16 protein-coding genes are annotated in these 21008 nt (G+C 33.0%); 12 read left to right on the top strand and 4 right to left on the bottom strand.

Annotated elements, in window-relative coordinates; all coding sequences use genetic code 11:
* The first annotated feature begins 32 nt into the window (after positions 1 to 32).
* Positions 33 to 623, top strand: a complete 591-nt coding sequence (locus EG814_RS09970) for an acyltransferase (RefSeq protein WP_235830950.1) — start codon at positions 33 to 35, stop codon at positions 621 to 623.
* A gap of 7 nt (positions 624 to 630) precedes the next feature.
* Here EG814_RS09970 and EG814_RS09965 read toward each other — a convergent pair whose 3' ends face one another.
* Complete coding sequence (locus EG814_RS09965) at positions 631 to 1767, bottom strand: glycosyltransferase (RefSeq protein ID WP_125721441.1); 1137 nt, start codon at positions 1765 to 1767, stop codon at positions 631 to 633.
* Positions 1768 to 1811: 44 nt separating this feature from the next.
* Between EG814_RS09965 and EG814_RS09960 the strand changes: the two genes are divergently transcribed.
* Together EG814_RS09960 and EG814_RS09955 are read left to right on the top strand one after the other, a co-directional pair.
* A complete protein-coding gene (locus tag EG814_RS09960; RefSeq protein WP_125721439.1) occupies positions 1812 to 2894 on the top strand; it encodes a glycosyltransferase in 1083 nt (360 codons plus the stop codon).
* The gene (locus tag EG814_RS09955; RefSeq protein WP_125721751.1) at positions 2894 to 3322 is read left to right on the top strand and encodes a sugar 3,4-ketoisomerase; all 429 of its coding nucleotides are present in this window, start codon (positions 2894 to 2896) and stop codon (positions 3320 to 3322) included. Before EG814_RS09960 ends, EG814_RS09955 begins: the two co-directional genes overlap by 1 nt.
* Here EG814_RS09955 and EG814_RS09950 read toward each other — a convergent pair.
* Genes EG814_RS09950 through EG814_RS09940 form a run of 3 tightly spaced genes read right to left on the bottom strand, consistent with a single transcriptional unit; the run spans position 3284 to position 5784 of the window.
* On the bottom strand, positions 3284 to 4213 hold the full coding sequence (locus tag EG814_RS09950; RefSeq protein WP_125721437.1) for a glycosyltransferase family 2 protein: 930 nt from the start codon (positions 4211 to 4213) through the stop codon (positions 3284 to 3286). The genes EG814_RS09955 and EG814_RS09950 overlap by 39 nt on opposite strands.
* Positions 4214 to 5101 carry a glycosyltransferase family 2 protein gene (locus tag EG814_RS09945; RefSeq protein ID WP_125721435.1) on the bottom strand — a complete coding sequence of 296 codons (888 nt, stop codon included), beginning with the start codon at positions 5099 to 5101 and terminating at the stop codon, positions 4214 to 4216.
* The gene (locus EG814_RS09940) at positions 5101 to 5784 is read right to left on the bottom strand and encodes a cell division ATP-binding protein FtsE (protein ID WP_125721433.1); all 684 of its coding nucleotides are present in this window, start codon (positions 5782 to 5784) and stop codon (positions 5101 to 5103) included. The genes EG814_RS09945 and EG814_RS09940 overlap by 1 nt, the downstream gene beginning before the upstream one ends.
* A gap of 323 nt (positions 5785 to 6107) precedes the next feature.
* Between EG814_RS09940 and EG814_RS09935 the strand changes: the two genes are divergently transcribed.
* The 9 genes from EG814_RS09935 to mdh all read left to right on the top strand — a co-directional run bounded on the left by EG814_RS09935 (position 6108) and on the right by mdh (position 20841).
* Complete coding sequence (locus EG814_RS09935) at positions 6108 to 9122, top strand: tetratricopeptide repeat protein (RefSeq protein ID WP_125721431.1); 3015 nt, start codon at positions 6108 to 6110, stop codon at positions 9120 to 9122.
* A gap of 86 nt (positions 9123 to 9208) precedes the next feature.
* Positions 9209 to 10072 (top strand): PhzF family phenazine biosynthesis protein, encoded by an 864-nt coding sequence (locus tag EG814_RS09930; protein WP_125721429.1) that lies wholly within the window; start codon positions 9209 to 9211, stop codon positions 10070 to 10072.
* 193 nt (positions 10073 to 10265) lie between these two features.
* Positions 10266 to 12017 carry a TonB-dependent receptor gene (locus tag EG814_RS09925; protein WP_125721427.1) on the top strand — a complete coding sequence of 584 codons (1752 nt, stop codon included), beginning with the start codon at positions 10266 to 10268 and terminating at the stop codon, positions 12015 to 12017.
* A 135-nt stretch (positions 12018 to 12152) separates the two neighbouring features.
* Positions 12153 to 12683 carry a GNAT family N-acetyltransferase gene (locus EG814_RS09920; protein WP_125721425.1) on the top strand — a complete coding sequence of 177 codons (531 nt, stop codon included), beginning with the start codon at positions 12153 to 12155 and terminating at the stop codon, positions 12681 to 12683.
* A 61-nt stretch (positions 12684 to 12744) separates the two neighbouring features.
* Complete coding sequence (locus tag EG814_RS09915) at positions 12745 to 13194, top strand: hypothetical protein (RefSeq protein ID WP_125721423.1); 450 nt, start codon at positions 12745 to 12747, stop codon at positions 13192 to 13194.
* A gap of 692 nt (positions 13195 to 13886) precedes the next feature.
* Positions 13887 to 15563, top strand: coding sequence for an asparagine synthase B (gene asnB, locus EG814_RS09910; RefSeq protein WP_125721421.1), 1677 nt, complete (start codon positions 13887 to 13889; stop codon positions 15561 to 15563).
* A gap of 316 nt (positions 15564 to 15879) precedes the next feature.
* Complete coding sequence (asnB, locus tag EG814_RS09905) at positions 15880 to 17484, top strand: asparagine synthase B (protein ID WP_125721419.1); 1605 nt, start codon at positions 15880 to 15882, stop codon at positions 17482 to 17484.
* Between the two features lie 356 nt (positions 17485 to 17840).
* On the top strand, positions 17841 to 19781 hold the full coding sequence (gyrB, locus tag EG814_RS09900) for a DNA topoisomerase (ATP-hydrolyzing) subunit B (RefSeq protein WP_125721416.1): 1941 nt from the start codon (positions 17841 to 17843) through the stop codon (positions 19779 to 19781).
* A 124-nt stretch (positions 19782 to 19905) separates the two neighbouring features.
* Positions 19906 to 20841, top strand: coding sequence for a malate dehydrogenase (gene mdh / locus EG814_RS09895; RefSeq protein WP_125721414.1), 936 nt, complete (start codon positions 19906 to 19908; stop codon positions 20839 to 20841).
* Positions 20842 to 21008 lie beyond the last annotated feature (167 nt).

The raw sequence follows: 21008 nt of genomic DNA, 5'->3' as shown, positions 1-21008 counted from the left end.
TGTTGCCTGTTTTCTTTTATGGCCCCGTTAAATTGAGTTGTTTATCAGGTCAAATTCAGATTATCGCACCAATTCGCAGAGCAATGATTGGCTTCGGACAGCCTTATGAAATGAACACTGTGCATAAAGGAATAGCCGAAATTAATCTAGCTGGCATATTGTCTTTCAACGGAAACGTACAATTTGGAAAGGACTATTTTGTCTACATAAAAGAAGGTGCATTTTGTGAATTTGGACATATGGCATCAATAGCCTCTAGTGGAAAAATAATCTGTACAGAAAAAATAAGTCTTGGTAATTATGCCAGGTTAGGTTCTGAATGTCAGATAATAGACACGAACTTTCATGCAATGATGGATACTCAAAATGGAGAAATCTTTAAAATGACTGAGCCGATACAAATAGGAAATTACAATTTTATTAGCAATAGGGTTTCGATCATGAAAGGTACAGTAACGCCGAACTATTGCACAGTTGCTTCAAATAGTTTGTGTACTAAAGATTATTCTTCTTTAGGAGAAAATATTCTGATTGGCGGAATCCCTGTTAAATTGCTTAAAAGTAATATTTCTAGAGATTGGAAAGGAGAATTAGAAAATTTTGAGAAATGGTTAATTATATAATTGGCGTTTAGTTTTCATCCCATTTCTGAATATACTTTTCTGCAATTTTTATGTAGTTGTGATGTTCTTCAATAAAAACCCTCGCGCGTTTTCCTATTGCCGTAATTTCGTTTGGATTTTCAATTAAAAAAGACAACTCATTTACCAGATAATCAACGTTTGGAATGGCGTTTATGCACACTTTTTCAGAAAGATTATAATGTGCTGTAAATTCATTTTCGGCACCAGTAAAAACCACTTTTCCTTTTGCCATTGCTTCGAGCGCATTATAGCCTTGATCGTAAGCATAAATCATATCTAATAAAATATGGCAGTTGTTGTAGAGATAAATGTATTCGGCATAAGGAACGCTTCTAACTGTAATTATTTCAACTTTAGAAGTATATTTTTGTTCGATTATTTCTAACGCTTTTTCAAAATAATCGTTTCCTTTTTTTAAATAATTATCATTATTGATGCCATGAAAAATGATAATTTTGTCTGTAATATTTAAAGGCTGAAATTGAAGTTTTTCAATGTTAATCGGATTCGGAATTAAACCCAAATATTTCTCGTTTCCTCGTAGCGGAAGATGATAGTCAAAATCTGAAGCAATTATGCCGTTTGTGTTTTTATAAATAAATTGATGCAGTTTGAAAAACGCTTTTTCTTGAAATTTTAAAACATTTCCGAAAGACTTTTTATCGATTTTATGATTCAGATATAACGGAAAAACAGATTTAAAATCAGGATTTTCTAAACAATATTTTACATTCAGATAATCGTATCCACAACTCAATAAATAAAGTTTTAGGTTGTTTTTTAAAAGATGTAAAATAATCTTTTTTTCGAAGTAAGGCTGGCATTCAAAACTATTTTCGTTGATTAACTGGACTACGTCAAAGCCAGAGCATTGTTTTTTGAATTTTAAAAACTGGCGATACGTTAAAAATGAGCTAATATCAAATTTTGATAATTTATAAACGGCAATTTTTACTTTTTTCAGTAAACCCGAATCCCATTTTTTTTGGATAGGAAAATCAACAGGAAAATTTTTAAATCCGTCCTTCTGACCGATAATAAAAACTTCATGTCCTAAAGCCTGTAAACCATCTTTTAAAGAATTGTGCAAATGGCTGTATTCGCCTACCAATAAAACTTTCATTAATGTGTATATTTGACAAATATATTTACTTTTTTGGTTAAAACATGAGTAAAAAGAAAGTTGCTATTGTTTCGCATTCATTAGGAGAAGGAGGAGCAGAACGTTTTGCAGGTTTGCTGACTTTTATGTTGGAAGATTCTGGTTTTGAAGTTCATTCTATTATTGTCAATGATTGTGTAGATTATGCGTATACAGGAACTTTATTTAATTTAGAAAAAGAAACTTCAGGTTCCTTTTCTTTTTTTGGAAAACTAAAAAAAGGTAAATTACTGAGAAACTATCTGGTTCAAAATAATATCGAAATTGTAATTGATGGCAGAGCAAGAAATGTCTTTTTGCGCGAATTAATTACTAGATATATTTATCGTGGTTTAAAAATCAATTACATTGTTCACAGCTATAATTTTCAGATTTATTTTCCATCTTCAAAGTTTTGGTCAAGAATGATTTACAAGAATGTCGAAGCTTTAATTTGTGTTTCTAAAACTATTGAAGAAAAAGTAAATCGATTATACGAACTCAAAAATACGGTTACGATTTATAATCCTTTTTTTATTTCCGAAGGAGAATTAGAAAAAGAAGTTTTGGAAACCAAAAAAGTAATTTTGTTTTTTGGAAGACTAGATGAAAAAGCAAAAAATTTCAGCCTGATGTTAGAAGCTTTTTCAGAATCTAAAATATATGAAAAAGGATATCTGCTTCATTTAATGGGAACGGGAAAGGATTTAGTTTTTATTCAAGAAAAGACTAAGGATTTAAATTTAAGTGATTTCGTAAAGATTTTTCCATTTAAAGAAAATCCTTTTGATGAAGTTAGAGCGGCAAAATTTACAGTTTTGACCAGTAATTATGAAGGTTTTCCAATGTCAATTGTAGAATCGTTAGCTTTAGGAACGCCAGTTGTTGCTGTAGATTGCAATTCTGGACCACGAGAAGTTATTCAAAATGAATTTAATGGTTTATTGGTCGAAAATTACAATCCGACAGCTTTTGCCGAAGCCATGAATCGATTTGCGGATGACAATGAATTGTATAATTTTTGCAAAAAGAATGCTGCTGAAAGCGTAAAACATTTGTCTTTAAAAAATATTTCAGAACAATGGAAAAATCTCCTAAATCATCAATAATGAACAGTATTTCAGATGTTCTGCTAATTGAAGTTCCTAAAATTCAAGATCGAAGAGGAAATCTTTCTGTTATTGAAGGTGAGATAATTCCATTTGTTTCAAAAAGAGTCTATTATTTGTACGATGTACCAAGCGGAAGCAAAAGAGGAGGCCATGCACATATTGAACAGCAGGAATTTTTAATTGCTTTAAGCGGCAGTTTTGACGTGATTTTAAAAGACGGAAAAAATATAAAAACCGTAACGCTAAATAAGCCAAATGTAGGTTTGCTAATTGTTTCTGGAATTTGGCGGGAACTTAAAAATTTCTCTTCGGGAAGTGTTTGTTTGGTTTTGTCTTCTGGCGAATTTAGTGAAGAAGACTACATTCGAGAGTATAAAAAATTCAGGCTATTTAAAGACAGAGGAACCAATTCCGATATTGGCTAAAAAAGTTTTAAAGGAAATTAGAAAAGTCAGAACAAATACGGGAAGACGTAATAAATTTCTTTTTTTCCAACCTAAATTCTCTAGATCAATTGCATTGTAATAATGTTGAAAAAGTGCTTTTTCGCCAACTATTTTACTTTTTATAGCAAGCGAGAAACGATTTAAATCTAGAAACTTTTTTAAATCTGAATTTGTTTTTTCTTGCATTTCAAATTTCGTAAAATCCATTTTTTGTTTTATGAAATTACGGTTTTTAGAAAGGCTTTTGGCATCATAAACATAACGCGCTAAAATTTTCCAAGAAAAAACAACAAGGTAAACTAGTCCAATTCTTATCCATAAATCTGTGTCTTCTCCATTTTTAATTTGGGTGTCAAAGTTCCCAATTTCTTCAAAAACAGATTTGTGAAAAACAGCGCAAGAAGTCCAAAGAACACTTTCTTTTACACTTGCTTTAAAGTAATTTACAATTTCAAAATCGTTATTTGTTTTTGAAATAGAGTAGGCCGAAGAAATAATTTTTTTAGAAGTGTCTACTTCAATCGCCGTCGAAAAAACTTTTTGATTAGGAACTTTCGAAATCAAATCAAACATGGTTTCTAAAAAAGTAGGATACCAAAAATCATCTGCATCGATAAAAGTAATATAATTAGAAGTTGCTTTTTCAATTCCGAAATTTCTTGCTGTAGAAGCACCTTCATTTTTTTTGTTGAAATAATGAATTCTCGAATCTTTAAAAAGCAGTAATTTTTCTTCACTTTTATCTGTAGATCCGTCATTTACTACAATAATTTCAAAGTCCTGAAAAGTCTGACCTAAAACACTTTTCATCGTGTTTTCGATAAAATTCTCTTTGTTGTAAAGTGGAATTATGATAGAAAAAAAAGCCATTTATTTTGTTTTTAAAAAACAGTAATAACCTAATTTATAAATGTCAAATAGAAAAAGAGACGGTTTTTCTGAAAGTAAATTTCGCTCAATTTTTTGTTCTGATTTTTTAAAAATAAAGTAAAACAAAGAAACTAGTTTTAGTCTTTTTAAAAGCTCAAACGCCGCAATAACTTTACTTTGTTCTCCTGAAATTTTAAGGTTAGCATTTAAAAAAGCTAAATTTTCTAGTGCCATTTTTGTTTTGCTTAAAAAGGAGGCTGATGTTTCAAAATTCAAATGAATAACGGGGTTTTCAATAGGAGAAATTGTAATGCCGTTTGATTTTAAAACTGTAAAAAAAAGTAAATCTTCGTATCCGTATTTAGTCAGTGTCTGATCAAGAGGAAAACGAATCAAAGTTTCTTTTTTAATTAATAAATTAGAAAGCAAAGCAAATTCAGATTGATTTTTACTGCGTTCAGATAGGTTTAAAGATTCTCTTTTTCTGCCATAAATCCAGCGTAAAAGTAATTCTTTTGCTGGTTTGTCATCTTTGTATATTTGTCCTCCAAAGACCAATTTTTTGTCCTCTTTTATTGCTGCAATATATTTAGAAATAAAATTATCGTGAACAGGAATTACATCAGCATCTAAAAGAAGCAGATTTTCATAATTTGCTTTTTCGGCTAATAAATTCCGAATGGCACTTCGTCCAATATTTTTTTCTAAAATAGAATATGAAGTATTTTCGAATTGATTAATTCTTTGGTTTTCAATTAAAAACTCCTGAGAAGCATCGTCTAAACAAATAATTTCAAAAGGAATATTACATTTTGAAACCTGATTGTAAAGTGTTTCTACAAGGGTAAAAATGTCATAATTATAAACCGGAATTAAAATCGAAAGCATTACACGTTTCTTTGCACCACTTCGAAGATTCTTTCATCTTCGCATTTTAAAGTTTTAGAAGGGAATTTCATCAATAAAGCATAATCGTGCGTTGCCATAATGATGGTTTTTCCAGCGGCGTTAATAGCTTTTAAAACCTCTAAAACTTCAGAACTTGTCTGTGGATCCAAGTTTCCTGTAGGTTCGTCGGCAAGGATAAATTCAGGATCGTTAAGCAAGGCTCTTGCAATGGCAACACGCTGCTGTTCTCCTCCAGAAAGCTGGTGAGGCATTTTGTTTACAAAATCTTTCATACCTACTTTGTCCAAAACTTCGTCAATTTTGTGTTGCATGGCTTCTTTTTCAACCCATCCTGTAGCTCTTAAAACAAAAAGCATATTGTCTTTTATAGAACGGTCTGGAAGGAGTTTGAAGTCTTGAAACACGATTCCGATTTTACGTCTTAAATACGGAATTTCGCTTTCTTTTAAAGTTGCCAAATCAAATTCAACAATATGTCCTTCACCTTCAACTAATGGTAAATCAGCATATAAAGTTTTTAAGAAACTACTTTTTCCAGAACCAGTTTTCCCGATAATGTAGATAAACTCACCATGGTTAACATCTAAGTTAATGTGAGAGATAATTTTTCTTCCTTCTTGATATATAGTGACTTCTTTAAGAGATAGTACGGTTTGTGACATAATAAAATTGGTTTGAATGGTAAAAGTAATAAGATAACGCTTGGATTCAAAATAAATTTTTATTAAAAACTTTAAAAAAAACTAAACCATATAAGTCATAGAAGTTCATTTAATTAAACTAGGTGAAGTTTTGCCACTCTAATTAGTAACTTATATGACTTATATGGTTTAAAAATATTTTTAGATGCTTTGAGAACCAATATTTTGAGATTGATTTGTTAAAAAAAATGCGGAAGTTTAATTTTTTAGAGATAATAAAAGCTTGAAACGTTTCGTTATAAACCGTATAAAAATGATACATTTGAATACTAAATATTATTAAAATGCGTAAACTTTCCAGGTTCTTTATATTCCAAATTTTCCTTGCTTCGACTATAGCTTCGGCACAGAAATCGGCTATTTATACTTACGAATTAAAGGATTTTGACAAAGCACTGGCTTTATATAATGATAAACAATATGCTTCGGCACAATTGATTTTTGAAAAAGTAAAAAACAACACTACAAATGAAGAAGTACAGTCTGACTGTGCTTATTATATTGCCAATTCTGCTATTAGAACCAACAAAGCAAATGCCGATGCTTTGATGGAACAATTTGTAAATGATTATCCGACCAGTACGAAACAAAATCAGGCTTATATAGAAGCGGCGCAATATTTTTTCGAACAAGGAAATTATCCGAAAGCATTAATGTGGTTTGATAAAGTGGACGAAAGTTATATGAGTAAAGCTGAAGCAGATAAGTTTAACTTCATGAAAGGCTACAGCTATTTTAGTGCGAAAAAGAAAAAAGAAGCAACCAATTATTTTAATAAAGTGGTAAATTCTAAAGAATATGGCTCTCAAGCCAAATATTACTTAGGATTTATGGCGTATGAAGGCGACGATTACAAAGAAGCAACCAAATATTTTGATGAAGTTTCTGGCGAAGAAAAATACAAAGAAAAGCTTTCGTATTATCAGGCAGATATGAATTTCAAATTAGGAAATTTTCAAAAAGCAATTGATTTAGGTCATAAGGCAATGGGAAAATCTAATGAAATTGAAAAATCGGAACTGAATAAAATTATTGGTGAAAGTTATTTTAATTTGAAACAATACGGAAAAGCAATTCCGTATTTGGAGCAATATGCGGGTAAAAAAGGAAAATGGAACAATACCGATTTTTATCAGTTAGGTTATGCGTATTACGAACAGAAAGAATATGAAAAAGCGATTTCTCAATTTAACAAAATTATTGAAGGAAGAGATTTTGTGGCGCAAAACGCTTATTATCATTTAGGTTTAAGTTATTTAAATACAGGTAAAAAGCAAGAAGCTTTAAACGCATTTAAAAATGCTTCTGAAATGGATTTTAATGCACAGATTCAAGAAGATGCAGCTTTAAATTATGCTAAACTAAGTTACGATATCGGAAACGCGTATCAAGCTGTTCCTGGAATTTTATTAGATTTCCTTAAAAAATATCCAAACAATTCAAGCCGAGCAGAAGTAGAAAAACTATTGGTTGATTCTTATATTTCTTCTAAAAACTACAAAGAAGCTTTAGCTTTATTAGAGAAAAATAGAAGTGCAGAAAATAAGGCAGCATACCAAAAAGTGCTTTTTTATAGAGGTTTAGAATTATACAATGAAAATAATTATCAGGAAGCTGGTAAATTGTTCAAAAGTGCGATCAGCGAACAGAAAACACCTGAGTTTACAGCTCGTGCGACTTTCTGGAAAGCAGAAACAGAATATTTGAACGATGATATGCAAAATGCATTATTGACGTACAAACAATTTGCCGGAATGGCTGCAGCAAAGTCAACTGACGAATATAAAAATATCAACTATAACATTGGTTATACATATTTCAAACTAAAAGAATACGATCAGGCAGCAAATTCTTTTCAAGCTCAGATTGATCAATCGCCTTTAGATAAAAGCCGCTTAAACGATTCTTATTTGCGTTTAGGAGATTGCCGTTTTGTAGCGTCTAAATATAGTGCTGCTAACGAAGCCTACGCAAAAGCAATTGCAGCAAAAGGCGTAGATGCCGACTATGCGCAATTTCAAAAAGCACTTTCTTACGGATTCATGTCAAATAATACGAAGAAAATTGATGAGTTGACTAATTTTCTTCAGATGTACAAAAAATCATCGTATCGTGATGATGCTTTGTTTGAACTTGGAAATACGTATGTAGCAGAAAAGAAAAACGATCAGGCAATTAAAACTTACGATCAGCTGATTTCTGAATATAGCAACGGATCTTTCACTTCAAAAGCAATCTTAAAACAAGGTTTGATTTATTACAATTCTGATCGCGATACTCAGGCTTTAACTAAGTTTAAAAAAGTGGCAGCAGAGTTTCCAAAAACGCCAGAAGCTTTAGAAGCAGTTTCGACAGCAAGATTAATTTATGTTGATTCTGGAAAAGTGGATGAATATGCAACTTGGGTTCGAACTTTAGACTTTGTTGAGGTTACAGATGCGGAATTGGATAATGATACTTACGATGCAGCTTTTAAACAATACAGTCAGAACAATTCTAAAAATGCTATTCCTGGTTTTGCTGGATATATCGCTAAGTTCCCGAACGGGATGCATGCGCTGGAAGCTAATTTCTATTTAGCGCAATTGACTTTTGCAGAAGGTTCTGAAACAAAATCTATAGCAAATTATCAGTTTGTAATCGATCAGCCTAGAAACGAATTTACGGAGCAAGCTTTAAACAGATTGGCTCAGATTTATCTAAAAGCAAAAGATTGCGACAAAGCGATTCCGGTTTTAGTTCGTCTAGAAAAAGAAGCCGATTATCCTCAAAACAAAACTTTCGCGCAAGCTAATTTGATGAAATGTTATTATGACAAAAAAGATTATGACAATTCGGTTTTAGCAGCAGATAAAGTGTTGGAAAACCCGAAATCTGATGCAGGCGTAAAAGCAGATGCGCAAATTATCGTGGCGCGTGCAGCAATGCAAACAGGAAATGAAGATAAAGCAAAGACGGCTTATGCAAAACTAGCTACAACATCTAAAGGAGAATTGGCTGCAGAAGCTTTATACTACGATGCTTATTTTAAAACAAAAGAAGGGAAATTTGAAGCTTCGAATACTGCGGTTCAAAAACTGGCAAAAAGCTATTCTGCTTACAAATATTACGGAGCAAAAGGTTTGGTCTTAATGGCGAAAAATTTCTACGGATTAAAAGACAGTTATCAGGCGACTTATATTTTGGATAACGTAATCAACAACTTTACAGATTATCCAGATGTTGTTGAAGAGGCGCAAAAAGAATTGAGCGCGATTAAGTCGGAAGAGTCAAAAACGAATTCTTCAATTAATAAATAGTCTTTATAGTCCTTAGTTTTTTAGTCCCTAGCACTAAGTACTAAAAAACTAAGTACTAGGGACTAAAAAAAAATACAAGAAAAACAATGAGTTTACCTTTTTATATAGTTGATGTTTTTACAGATAAAAAATATGCTGGAAATCAGTTGGCTGTTTTTTTAGATGCTGGACATTTAAGTACGAAAGAAATGCAGCAGATTGCATGCGAAATTAATTTTGCAGAAAGCACTTTTGTCACAAAACTAGATGTAGCGAATAACAAAGCAGAGATTAGAATTTTTACTCCGTCTCAGGAAATGCAGTTTGCAGGTCATCCAATTATTGGAACTTCATGGGCTTTGATAAACAAGATTTTTGAAAATTCGCCTCAAAATATAACAGTAGAAGTTCCGATTGGGCCAATTCAAATTAAACAGTCAGAAGATTTAATTTGGCTAAAAGCGGCTCAGCCAAAGTTTTGGGATGTTTTCGGGAAAGAAGATTTTCCGTCTTTCAGTAATTTAACTATTGATGATTTTGACAATCAATATCTAATTCAGGAAGTTACAACAGGAAGTGCTTTTGTAATCGTGCCTTTAAATAGTAAAAGAGCTTTAGAGAATCTGACTTTAGATAAAGATAAAACAGATAAATGGCTGAAACAGCATTGCAAAACGGATCATCAAGGATTGTATTTCTATAGTTTTGAAGATGGTAAACTGGCAAGCAGACTTTTGTATATTGAACACAATCAGTTGAAAGAAGATGCAGCAACCGGAAGCGCCAGTACTTGCCTTCAGGCGTATCTTTTAAAATATCATTCTCCAGAAATTGAAGTAACGAATTATCAAGGAGATTATATGGGACGTCCTTCTCAAATTCATTTTAAAGGAAAATTAGCCAACGATCAGTACGATATTACAATAGGAGGAAAAGCTCAATTTGTTGCAAAAGGGGAGTGGGAAGCTTAATTGATTTTTAGATTTAAGACTGTAGATTTTAGATTTAAGAAAAAAGAATATAGAAAATAGAACACAGATTTTAGAATATAGAAAATAGAACAAAAAATGTAGAGTAAATGAAATGAGAAAAGTTGAAAAATGAGAAGTCTATTCTCTTTATTCTATACTCTTTTCTCTAAAAATGCTCTCAAAAGAAAGAAATATGAAATTAAACTGCCGACATAAAATCATCATTTTGTTAGTATTATTTGCTGCTCAGTTTTCGATTGCACAGAAAAAGAACGAAAGTATCGGAACCGAGACCGTAAATGTTGTAAAACCGTATTCGCCGACTATTTCAGATGCTTTTAAAGTGAAAGAAACGCCTTCGCTTGACGACAGCGGTAATCAGCCAAAAGAAGTTATTAAGTACAGTATTTTATCTGTTCCTGTGGCGTCAACTTTTACTCCTTCTAAAGGAAAAGCAGAAGGTGTAGAAAAAGCAAAAAAAGAAAGATTATTTAATAATTATGCTACTTTAGGTTTGGGTAATTACAGTACTTTAAACGCTGAATTGTTTGTAAATCAAGATTTAGGGAACAATGATTATGTGGCAGGAATGTTTCGCCATCATTCTTCTCAAGGCGGAATTAAAGATGTGGAATTGAATGATGAATTCTACGATACGGCAATTAATGTGGGTTACGGACAGAACAATAGAGATGTAACTTGGGGTGTTGATTTAGGCTACCAAAATCAGATTTATAACTGGTACGGACTTCCTTCAGATTTTGGATCGACAATTCCAGATCAGCGTTATGATTTGGTAAACAGCATTAATCCGGATCATTCTTATAATAACATTTCGCTTGGCGGAAATGCAGAATTTAACGAAAGTATTTTTAGCAAGCTTTCAGCAAGATTTACACATTTTTCAGATAGTTATTCTTCATCAGAAAATAGATTTTATGTAAAGCCAACTTTTACAGTTGATGTAATGGATCAGGCAATTAAAACTAATGTTATTGTAGATCACGTAAGCGGTTCTTTCAAGAATAATTATTTCCAAGACAATACAGAAGCTTTAAAATACAGTTTTACAAATGTTGGAATCGAGCCAAGTTTTGTAGTAAATGAAAATGATTGGACATTAGAATTAGGAGCTGGAGTTTTTTATAGCGCAGATTCTGAAAACAGCGGAAACAAATTTTATTTCTATCCAAAAGTAAACGCTTCGTATAAATTGGTTGGCGATCTTATGATTTTTTATACTGGAGTCAATGGAGGTTTAAATCAAAATTCTTATGCCGATTTTGTGACCGAAAACCCGTTTTTGTCTCCGACTTTAAATATGCGTCCGTCAAGTACGCAATATAATGTTTTTGCAGGTTTAAAAGGGAAACTGGCAAACAATGTAAGTTATAATTTGACAGGTTCTTACTTGAATGAAAAAGATAAAGCACTTTTCAAAGCCAATGATTACACGGAAGTAATTACAAATGAAGATTATGCATTCGGAAACTCGTTTGGTGTTGTTTATGAAGATATTAGAACGTTACGTTTTTATGCAGAATTAAAAGCTGATTTTTCTCAAAATGTAACTTTCGGAATTAACGGAACTTTCAATAGTTATAATACCGACAATGTAATTGAAGCATGGAATTTACCGACAATGAAATTAAGTTCGACTTTAGACGTTAATATAACTAAGCAATGGTACGCTGGATTAAATGTGTTTTATGTGGGCGAAAGAAAAGATATGCAGTCTAATCTGAATTTAATGGCAGATCCTGAAGTTATTACCTTGAAAAGCTATTTTGATGCCAATGCGCATTTAGGTTATAAATTCAGCGAACGCTTAACTTTTTTCTTAAAAGCAAACAATATTGGAAATCAGGCTTATCAAAAATGGCTGAATTATCCGGTTCAGGGATTCCAGATTTTAGGAGGAGCTAATTATAAATTTGATTTTTAAGAGCGTTAGCCACAAAGACACTAAGGCACAAAGAATATATTAATATAGAAGTGCCTTTTTTTTAAGCCACGGATTCATGGATTTTTTGGAGTAAATTCGTGAATTTGTGGCTTTTTAAATTTAATTTGTATGAGTATGGAAATAAAAATACGTCAGGAAAATGAAAAGGATTATAAATGTGTTTTTAGTTTAATCGAAAAGGCTTTTTCAACTATTGAATACAGTGATCATCAAGAACGATTTTTGGTTGAAAGATTGAGGAAATCGGATGCTTTTATTCCAGAATTATCGATTGTGGCAGAAATTGAAGATAAAATCGTTGGGCATATTTTATTGACCAAAATTCTTATTCAGAATGAAAATCAAGCTTTTAATTCTCTTGCTTTGGCACCTGTTTCTGTTTTGCCAGAATTTCAAGGAAAGGGAATCGGAGCAAAACTCATTTTGCGTAGTCATGAAATTGCGGAACAACTAGGTTATGAGTCCATTGTACTGCTTGGGCATCAAGATTATTACCCAAGATTTGGCTATGAACTTTGCGAAAAATATAATATTAAATTGCCGTTTGATGTTCCTGCAGAAAACTGTATGGTAATCGAATTGATAAAAGGTTCTTTAGAAAAAGTAAATGGAGAAGTGGTTTATCCAAAAGCATTTTTTGAATAATTTGGGACTTATGTTTTTTTAACGATCTTTGTGTCTTACCGCCTTTGTGGCAAAATTAACTATGGATTTCAAACAAAAAATACACTCACATTATTTACAAATGGTTCAGGATCGAATTGATGTTTTTAAAGACATGATTTCGAATTTAACCGAAGATTCTAAAAATGACGCGAAAGGTTCTGCGGGCGACAAGCACGAAACGGCGCTGTCGATGATGCATATTGAGCAGGAAAAATTGACCAATAAATTGAAAGAAGCTATTGCTCAAATTTCAATTTTAGAAAAAATTGATCCTTTAAAAATTACAGAAAATATCAGTTTAGGAAGTTTGGTAAAAGCCAATGGAATTTATTTATACGTAAGTGTTGCGCTTCCTAAAATTGCTATTGACGGAATTAATGTTATTGCGCTTTCTCCTCAATCTCCACTTGGAGCACATTTAATGGGAAATAAAGTTGGTTTTCAGTTTGAGATTAATAAAACGCATTATACGATTGAGAATGTAGAGTAGATTTTTTTGAGCATGAATAAAAAATCCGTTAGGAATGAACCAATATTGTAGCAACGGATTTTAATCCGTTGAATAAAGAAATTGACGCAATTCATGAGTTTCGTAGGAACGGAAAATATAAATGTTTAAATATGTTTCGATCCTACGGATCTTCTGGTAGCAACGTTATTAAATAACCGGATTAAAATCCGGCCCTACAATATTTATCGAGCCGATGGCTCTTTCCATATATTACATATTACAAAGCATGTAAACCCGACAGGTTTTTAAAACCTGTCGGGTTTTTTCGTAATTATCAGAAAGCACAAACTCTGTGTCAATACTTGCGTGGGAAACTCAGCCTGACAAACTGTGGCTATGAAATTTACTTTGTTGCGTAATATTATTGCATAAACCATAATTCCAAAACAACTTTTCTTCTTCTCTTTACGAATCTTTCATTCATAAAGAAATAACTCAAAAATTAATTTAAAAATTTGATTAAAACTTTCAGTTTTAAAGCAATTTTCTGTTCGAAATTGAAATTTTCAAGTTTCAAGCTTTTTTTGATATCAAAATTTTACATTTTATATGTAAATGCTTAATTATGGTTTTAAATTGAAATTAAAATCGATTATTGTGTTTTTCAATTGTAACTAATACTCCATCTTTGCCCTATCAAATTAAAATTTAAAAAATAAAAATATAGAATTATGTGTGGAATTGTATGTGCCTTTGATCTTAAACAAAAAGCCGAAGCGTTAAGACCTCAAGTATTAGAAATGTCTAAAATCATTCGTCACCGCGGACCAGACTGGAGCGGAATTTACAGCAATGATAAAGCGATTCTTTCTCACGAGCGTTTGGCAATTGTAGATCCAGCGTCTGGAAAACAACCTTTATTTACAGAAGATAAAAAATTGGTTTTGGCTGCAAATGGGGAAATCTACAACCACAGAGAGCTTCGTAAACAATTTGCTGGTAAATATAACTTTCAAACTGAAAGTGACTGTGAAGTTATTTTGGCTTTATACAAAGAAAAAGGTGTAAGTTTCGTTGATGAATTAAACGGAATTTTTGGATTCGCTATCTATGATGTTGATAAAGATGAGTATTTCGTAGCTCGTGACCATATGGGAATTATTCCTTTATATATTGGATGGGATCAGCACGGAACTTTTTATGTGGCTTCTGAGTTAAAAGCTTTAGAAGGATATTGTACAAAAATCGAATTATTTCCTCCAGGACACTACTTATCAAGCAAAGATGGAGAGTTTGTACAATGGTACAAAAGAGACTGGACAGAATATGATGCAGTAAAAGATAACGAAACAAGTATTCCTGCAATTAAAGAAGCGCTTGAAGCGGCAGTTCACAGACAATTAATGAGTGACGTTCCTTACGGAGTTTTACTTTCTGGAGGTTTAGATTCGTCTATTACTTCAGCTGTGGCAAAAAAATTCGCTCAAAAACGTATTGAGTCAGATGATACAACAGATGCTTGGTATCCGCAATTGCACTCTTTCTCAGTTGGATTAGAAGGTTCACCAGATTTAGCAGCAGCGAGAAAAGTAGCAGATCATATTGGAACGATTCACCACGAAATTAAATTTACAATCCAAGAAGGTTTAGATGCAGTTCGTGATGTAATTTATAACTTAGAAACGTATGATGTGACTACAGTTAGAGCTTCAACTCCAATGTGGTTAATGGCGAGAGTTATTAAATCTATGGGAATCAAAATGGTTCTTTCTGGAGAAGGTGCAGATGAGTTGTTTGGAGGATATTTATACTTCCACAAAGCGCCAAACGCTAAGGAATTCCACGAAGAAAACGTTCGTAAATTAGGAAAACTTCACATGTACGACTGTTTACGTGCCAACAAAAGTTTAGCAGCTTGGGGAATCGAAGGGCGTGTGCCATTCTTAGATAAAGAATTTATGGATGTTGCAATGCGCATCAACCCGCAAGATAAAATGATCAACAAAGAACATCCGATGGAAAAATGGGTTGTTCGTAAAGCTTTTGAAGATATGCTTCCGGAAAGTGTAGCATGGAGACAAAAAGAGCAATTTTCTGATGGAGTAGGATACAGCTGGATTGATACTTTGAAAGAAGTAGTGGCAAGAGAAGTTTCAGACGAACAATTGGCAAATGCGAGATTTAAATTCCCATTACAAACTCCAACTTCAAAAGAAGAATATTATTACCGTTCTATTTTTACAGAACATTTCCCAAGCGATGCAGCAGCATTATGCGTGCCTCAGGAAGCAAGTGTGGCTTGTAGTACAAAAATTGCTTTGGAGTGGGATGAAGCTTTTAAAAACTTAAATGATCCATCAGGAAGAGCAGTTGCCAATGTTCACGATGATGCTTACGTTAAAGCGTAAATTAGAGTTTAATTTTTAGAATTAGTATATATTTTTAGGAAAAACGTTCTCTAACCGAGAGCGTTTTTCTTGTCTAAAGGTGTTAAATATTGTGATTTTAAAAGTTTAAAGGTTTTCAAATACAGTTGTTTGACTTTCTTTTAATATATTTGGAATCTGCTGTATTGATGCCGAATTCTAAATATTTTGGTCAATTTAATAGCTGAAAGCAAAAATTAATACATAGTTTTGCTTTCACCGAAAAATTTTAATGATTTTTTAATGTTCAATTAAAGTTTTGAACATTAGAGGAAATAGAATAATAAAATAAAAGATTATGTCTGGATTATTAGCTGTAATTGGTAAAGGAAAAGATGCTAAACTTGTAAAAGATCTTTCTGAAAGAATGTCGCACCGTGGACCTGATGAAAGTGATATTCATATTATGGAAAATGGTAGTATATTATGTCATGAAAGTTTATCGATTATTGATCTTAATTCGGGAAAACAGCCTATTCAAGGAACAGATAAAGCTTGGATGATTCATGATGGAGAAATTTATAACTATCAGGAACTTAAAAACACGATTTTAAAAAATCATACTTTCAGAACCGAATCAGATTCAGAAGTTATTGTACATCTTTACGAAGAATTTGGATATGATTTTTGTAATAAGCTAGACGGTGATTTTGCTTTTGTAATTGTTGATGGAGATAAATATATTGCTGGCCGAGACCCAATTGGGATAAAACCTTTGTACTACGGTTTGGATGAAAGAGGAAGAATTTATTTTTCTTCAGAAATGAAATCTATTGCCGATCAGTGCAAGTCATTTTCTACTTTTCCTCCAGGACATTATTATACGGCAAAAACAGGTTTTGTAAAATACTATCATCCAGAATACGAAGATCATAAAAAAGCGACTCAGACATTAGATTTAGAATTGATCCGCAAAAGTCTAATTCAAGCTACGCGTAAACGTCTATTGGCAGAAGTGCCTTTGGGAGTTGTACTTTCAGGAGGTTTGGATACTTCTTTGATTTCGGCTATCACTTCAAGATTGTTAAAAGAAAAAGGAGAAAAATTGCATTCTTTTTCTATCGGATTAGATGCTGATGCGCCAGATAATATTGCAGCTAGAAAAGCGGCAGCATTTTTAGGAACAGAGCATCACGAAATTCATTTCTCTGTAGAAGAAGGAGTTAAAGTTCTGGAGAATGTAATTTATTATATTGAAACTTATGATATTATTTCTGTACGTTCAGGTGTTCCAATGTATTTGCTTTCTAAAGCAATTGCAGATCAAGGCATAAAAGTAATCTTGTCGGGTGAAGGAGCAGATGAAGTTTTTGGAGGGCATTTGTATTTTAGGAATGCGCCTTCAGAAGAAGAATTTCAGGATGAAACTATAGAACGAGTACAAAAGCTATTTACAGCCGATTTGCTTCGTGCAGATAAAACGACAATGGCAAATGGTCTGGAAGTTCGTATTCCGTTTTTGGATACAGAATTTTTAGATACAGCCATTCGAATTAGGACAGAAGAAAAACAGCCAAAAACGTATAACGGTGTCGAAAAATATATTTTAAGAAAAGCTTTTGATACTCCAGAAGATCCTTATTTGCCTGAAGAAGTTTTATGGCGCCAGAAAGAACAGTTTTCGGATGGAGTAGGATATAATTGGGTTGATGAATTAATTGAATATTGTGCATCGCAAGTTACAGATGAACAATTGGCTGGAGCGAGTGTAGAATTTCCATATAATTCACCGACAACAAAAGAAGCTTATCTGTACAGATCGATTTTTCATAAATTCTATCCACAGGTAAGCGCGGCGCAAACAGTCCGTAAATGGATTCCTAAATGGCAGGAAAACCTTGATCCAAGCGGAAGAGCAAATGCTGCACACTTGAAAGGGAATTTTGAAAATGCAACTGCTTAGAAAAATTCCAATTAAATAAATTCCAAATTCCAATTTTGTTGAAATCCCAATATTAAAATTCCATCCCGAAGTTTCGGGACCAATTTTGGAAATAGTGTAAAATCCGAAACAGTTCCGTTTCGGATTTTTGTTTTTATGGATTTTTTGTTGGAATTTGGAATTTGAAAAAATTGGAATTTTTATGGTATTTTCAGTTTTGGAATTTGGAATTTTTAGTGCAAAGGTTTGATATTGGAATTTAAATTGAAGTTTCTGTTGATAACTTGCGTGCTTTAACGTTTAATTTACTGGGTATATAGAGCGCATTTTTATATATTTGCGTGTTAGACATAAATACATTTATTAGAATAAATTATATGAGCGAAGAAATCAAGAAGAACAATTATTCAGCAGATAGTATTCAGGCATTAGAAGGGATGGAGCACGTAAGAATGCGTCCGTCGATGTATATTGGAGATGTAGGGGTTCGAGGACTACATCATTTAGTTTACGAGGTTGTTGATAACTCTATTGATGAGGCGATGGGAGGACATTGTGATGCTATTAGTGTTGCAATAAACGAAGACGGTTCTGTAACAGTTGAAGATAACGGACGTGGTATTCCTGTTGATTTGCATAAAAAAGAAGGAGTTTCTGCACTTGAGGTTGTAATGACAAAAATTGGTGCCGGAGGTAAATTCGACAAAGATTCATATAAAGTTTCTGGAGGTCTTCACGGAGTTGGGGTTTCTGTAGTAAACGCGCTTTCTGTTCACATGAAATCTACTGTCTTTAGAGAAGGTAAGATTTATGAACAGGAATACGAAAGAGGAAAATCTTTATATCCGGTAAAACAAATTGGAGAAACAGATAAAAGAGGTACTCGTCAGACTTTCTTTCCAGATGATACGATCTTTACTCAGACTACTGAGTTTTCTTATGATACGCTTTCAGCACGTATGCGTGAGCTTTCTTTCCTTAATAAAGGAATCACAATTACGTTTACCGATAAAAGAGAGGTTGATGAAAAAGGCGAATTTAAAAGCGAAGTTTTTCATTCTGATGAAGGGCTAAAAGAATATATTCGTTATTTAGATGGTAACCGTGAGCCAATTGTTTCTCACGTTATTAGTATGGATAATGATAAAGGTGAAATTCCAGTTGAGGTTGCCTTAATCTACAATACAAGTTATACAGAGAATATTTTTTCTTATGTAAATAATATTAATACTCACGAAGGAGGTACGCACTTACAAGGTTTTAGAAGTGGTTTGACAAGAACACTTAAAAAATATGCAGACGCTTCTGGTTTATTAGATAAATTAAAATTTGAAATTGCTGGAGATGATTTCCGTGAAGGATTAACAGCAATTATCTCTGTAAAAGTTTCTGAGCCTCAATTTGAAGGACAAACAAAAACTAAACTTGGAAATAGAGAAGTTGTTTCTCCGGTTTCTCAGGCAGTTGGAGAAATGTTAGAAAATTATTTGGAAGAAAATCCAAATGATGCAAAACTGATTATTCAGAAAGTAATCTTAGCAGCTCAGGCACGTCACGCGGCAAAAAAAGCGCGTGAAATGGTACAGCGTAAAACCGTTATGGGCGGCGGTGGATTGCCAGGGAAATTATCTGATTGTTCTGAGCAAGATCCTGCAAGATGTGAGGTTTACCTTGTCGAGGGAGATTCGGCTGGTGGAACAGCAAAACAAGGACGTGATCGTAACTTTCAAGCAATTTTGCCATTACGTGGTAAGATTTTGAACGTGGAAAAAGCGATGCATCATAAAGTATTCGAAAATGAAGAGATTAGAAATATCTTTACTGCTTTAGGAGTTACCGTTGGTACTGCAGAGGACAGTAAAGCGCTTAATCTTGAAAAACTAAGATATCATAAGGTAATCATCATGTGTGATGCCGATGTCGATGGTAGTCACATTTCTACCTTAATATTAACGTTCTTCTTCCGTTTTATGAAAGAATTAATCGAAGAAGGTCACGTATACATTGCAGCTCCGCCTTTATACCTTGTTAAAAAAGGAAATAAGAAAGAATATGCTTGGAATGATGTTCAGCGTGATCAGGCTAACGAAAGAATGGGAGGAAGTGCCAACATTCAGCGTTATAAAGGTCTTGGAGAGATGAACGCGGAGCAATTGTGGGAAACTACAATGGATCCGAATTTCAGAACTTTACGTCAGGTAAATATTGATAGCCTTGCAGAAGCAGATCAGGTGTTCTCTATGCTGATGGGTGATGAAGTACCGCCACGTCGAGAATTTATTGAGAAAAATGCAGTTTATGCAAATATTGATGCTTAAACTGAAAATTTAATAAAATCATTACATCCAATTCGTTTAATTGTTTAAATTTACTAGACAATTAAACGAATTGTCTTTTTAAGGAAGAGACAAAAATAAATTAATAACCGATAAAGTAAAAAATATGAAAGTTACCATTGTAGGAGCAGGAAATGTTGGAGCTACGTGTGCAGATGTAATTTCTTATAGAGGAATAGCAAGTGAAGTAGTATTGTTGGATATTAAAGAAGGTTTTGCCGAAGGTAAGGCATTGGATATTATGCAGTGTACTACAAACACAGGTTTTAATACCAAAGTTTCTGGAGTTACCAATGATTATTCTAAAACTGCCGGAAGTGATGTAGTTGTAATTACATCTGGAATTCCCAGAAAACCAGGAATGACAAGAGAGGAATTAATCGGCATCAATGCAGGAATTGTTAAAACAGTTGCAGAAAATGTTTTGAAGTATTCTCCAGATACCATTATTGTTGTAGTTTCGAACCCAATGGATACTATGACTTATTTAGCTTTAAAAGCTACTGGTCTTCCAAAAAATAGAATTATAGGTATGGGAGGGGCTTTGGATAGTTCTCGTTTTAGAACATATCTTTCGTTAGCATTAGATAAGCCTGCAAATGATATTTCGGCAATGGTAATAGGTGGACATGGCGATACAACTATGATTCCATTAACTCGTCTAGCGTCTTATAATGGAATTCCGGTAACAGAATTTCTTTCAGAAGAAGTGCTGCAGAAAGTAGCAGCTGACACTATGGTTGGGGGTGCTACTCTTACAGGTCTTTTAGGAACTTCAGCATGGTATGCGCCAGGAGCTTCTGTAGCGTATTTGGTAGATAGCATTTTGAACGATCAGAAGAAAATGATTGCTTGTTCTGTTTTTGTAGAAGGTGAATACGGACAGAGCGATATTTGTATAGGTGTACCTTGTATAATCGGTAAAAATGGAGTCGAAGAAATTTTAGATATAAACTTAAATGATCAGGAAAAAGCATTATTTGCTAAAAGTGCAGATGCAGTTCGAAGTATGAATGATGCCCTGAAAACGATTTTAGTATAATAAAAACCGCAAAAAAGAAAAAAAGCTGCACTTTTGCAGCTTTTTTTTTGAGATTAATTAATAAATAAATTGGTTAATATTTTCGTAAATAATATATTTGCTCGGTTTAAAAAAAAATTGGTAATTCGTGATCTCGTATTTTTGTTTTAAAAAATCATATCAGGGCT

Origin of the sequence: Flavobacterium ustbae (genome assembly GCF_003946915.1) — a bacterium.
Classification (GTDB): domain Bacteria; phylum Bacteroidota; class Bacteroidia; order Flavobacteriales; family Flavobacteriaceae; genus Flavobacterium; species Flavobacterium ustbae.
Note: the sequence above shows the minus strand (reverse complement) of the source record. Positions and strands in the feature narration are given on the sequence as shown.

Coding starts and splice junctions, on each gene's coding strand:
- EG814_RS09940 (WP_125721433.1), bottom strand. CDS start 5,784: ATGTCACAAACCGTACTATCTCTTAAAGAAGTCACTATATATCAAGAA.
- EG814_RS09955 (WP_125721751.1), top strand. CDS start 2,894: ATGAACAGTATTTCAGATGTTCTGCTAATTGAAGTTCCTAAAATTCAA.
- asnB (WP_125721421.1), top strand. CDS start 13,887: ATGTGTGGAATTGTATGTGCCTTTGATCTTAAACAAAAAGCCGAAGCG.
- asnB (WP_125721419.1), top strand. CDS start 15,880: ATGTCTGGATTATTAGCTGTAATTGGTAAAGGAAAAGATGCTAAACTT.
- EG814_RS09945 (WP_125721435.1), bottom strand. CDS start 5,101: ATGCTTTCGATTTTAATTCCGGTTTATAATTATGACATTTTTACCCTT.
- EG814_RS09935 (WP_125721431.1), top strand. CDS start 6,108: ATGCGTAAACTTTCCAGGTTCTTTATATTCCAAATTTTCCTTGCTTCG.
- EG814_RS09965 (WP_125721441.1), bottom strand. CDS start 1,767: ATGAAAGTTTTATTGGTAGGCGAATACAGCCATTTGCACAATTCTTTA.
- EG814_RS09930 (WP_125721429.1), top strand. CDS start 9,209: ATGAGTTTACCTTTTTATATAGTTGATGTTTTTACAGATAAAAAATAT.
- EG814_RS09920 (WP_125721425.1), top strand. CDS start 12,153: ATGGAAATAAAAATACGTCAGGAAAATGAAAAGGATTATAAATGTGTT.
- EG814_RS09915 (WP_125721423.1), top strand. CDS start 12,745: ATGGATTTCAAACAAAAAATACACTCACATTATTTACAAATGGTTCAG.
- EG814_RS09960 (WP_125721439.1), top strand. CDS start 1,812: ATGAGTAAAAAGAAAGTTGCTATTGTTTCGCATTCATTAGGAGAAGGA.
- mdh (WP_125721414.1), top strand. CDS start 19,906: ATGAAAGTTACCATTGTAGGAGCAGGAAATGTTGGAGCTACGTGTGCA.
- EG814_RS09950 (WP_125721437.1), bottom strand. CDS start 4,213: ATGGCTTTTTTTTCTATCATAATTCCACTTTACAACAAAGAGAATTTT.
- EG814_RS09925 (WP_125721427.1), top strand. CDS start 10,266: ATGAAATTAAACTGCCGACATAAAATCATCATTTTGTTAGTATTATTT.
- gyrB (WP_125721416.1), top strand. CDS start 17,841: ATGAGCGAAGAAATCAAGAAGAACAATTATTCAGCAGATAGTATTCAG.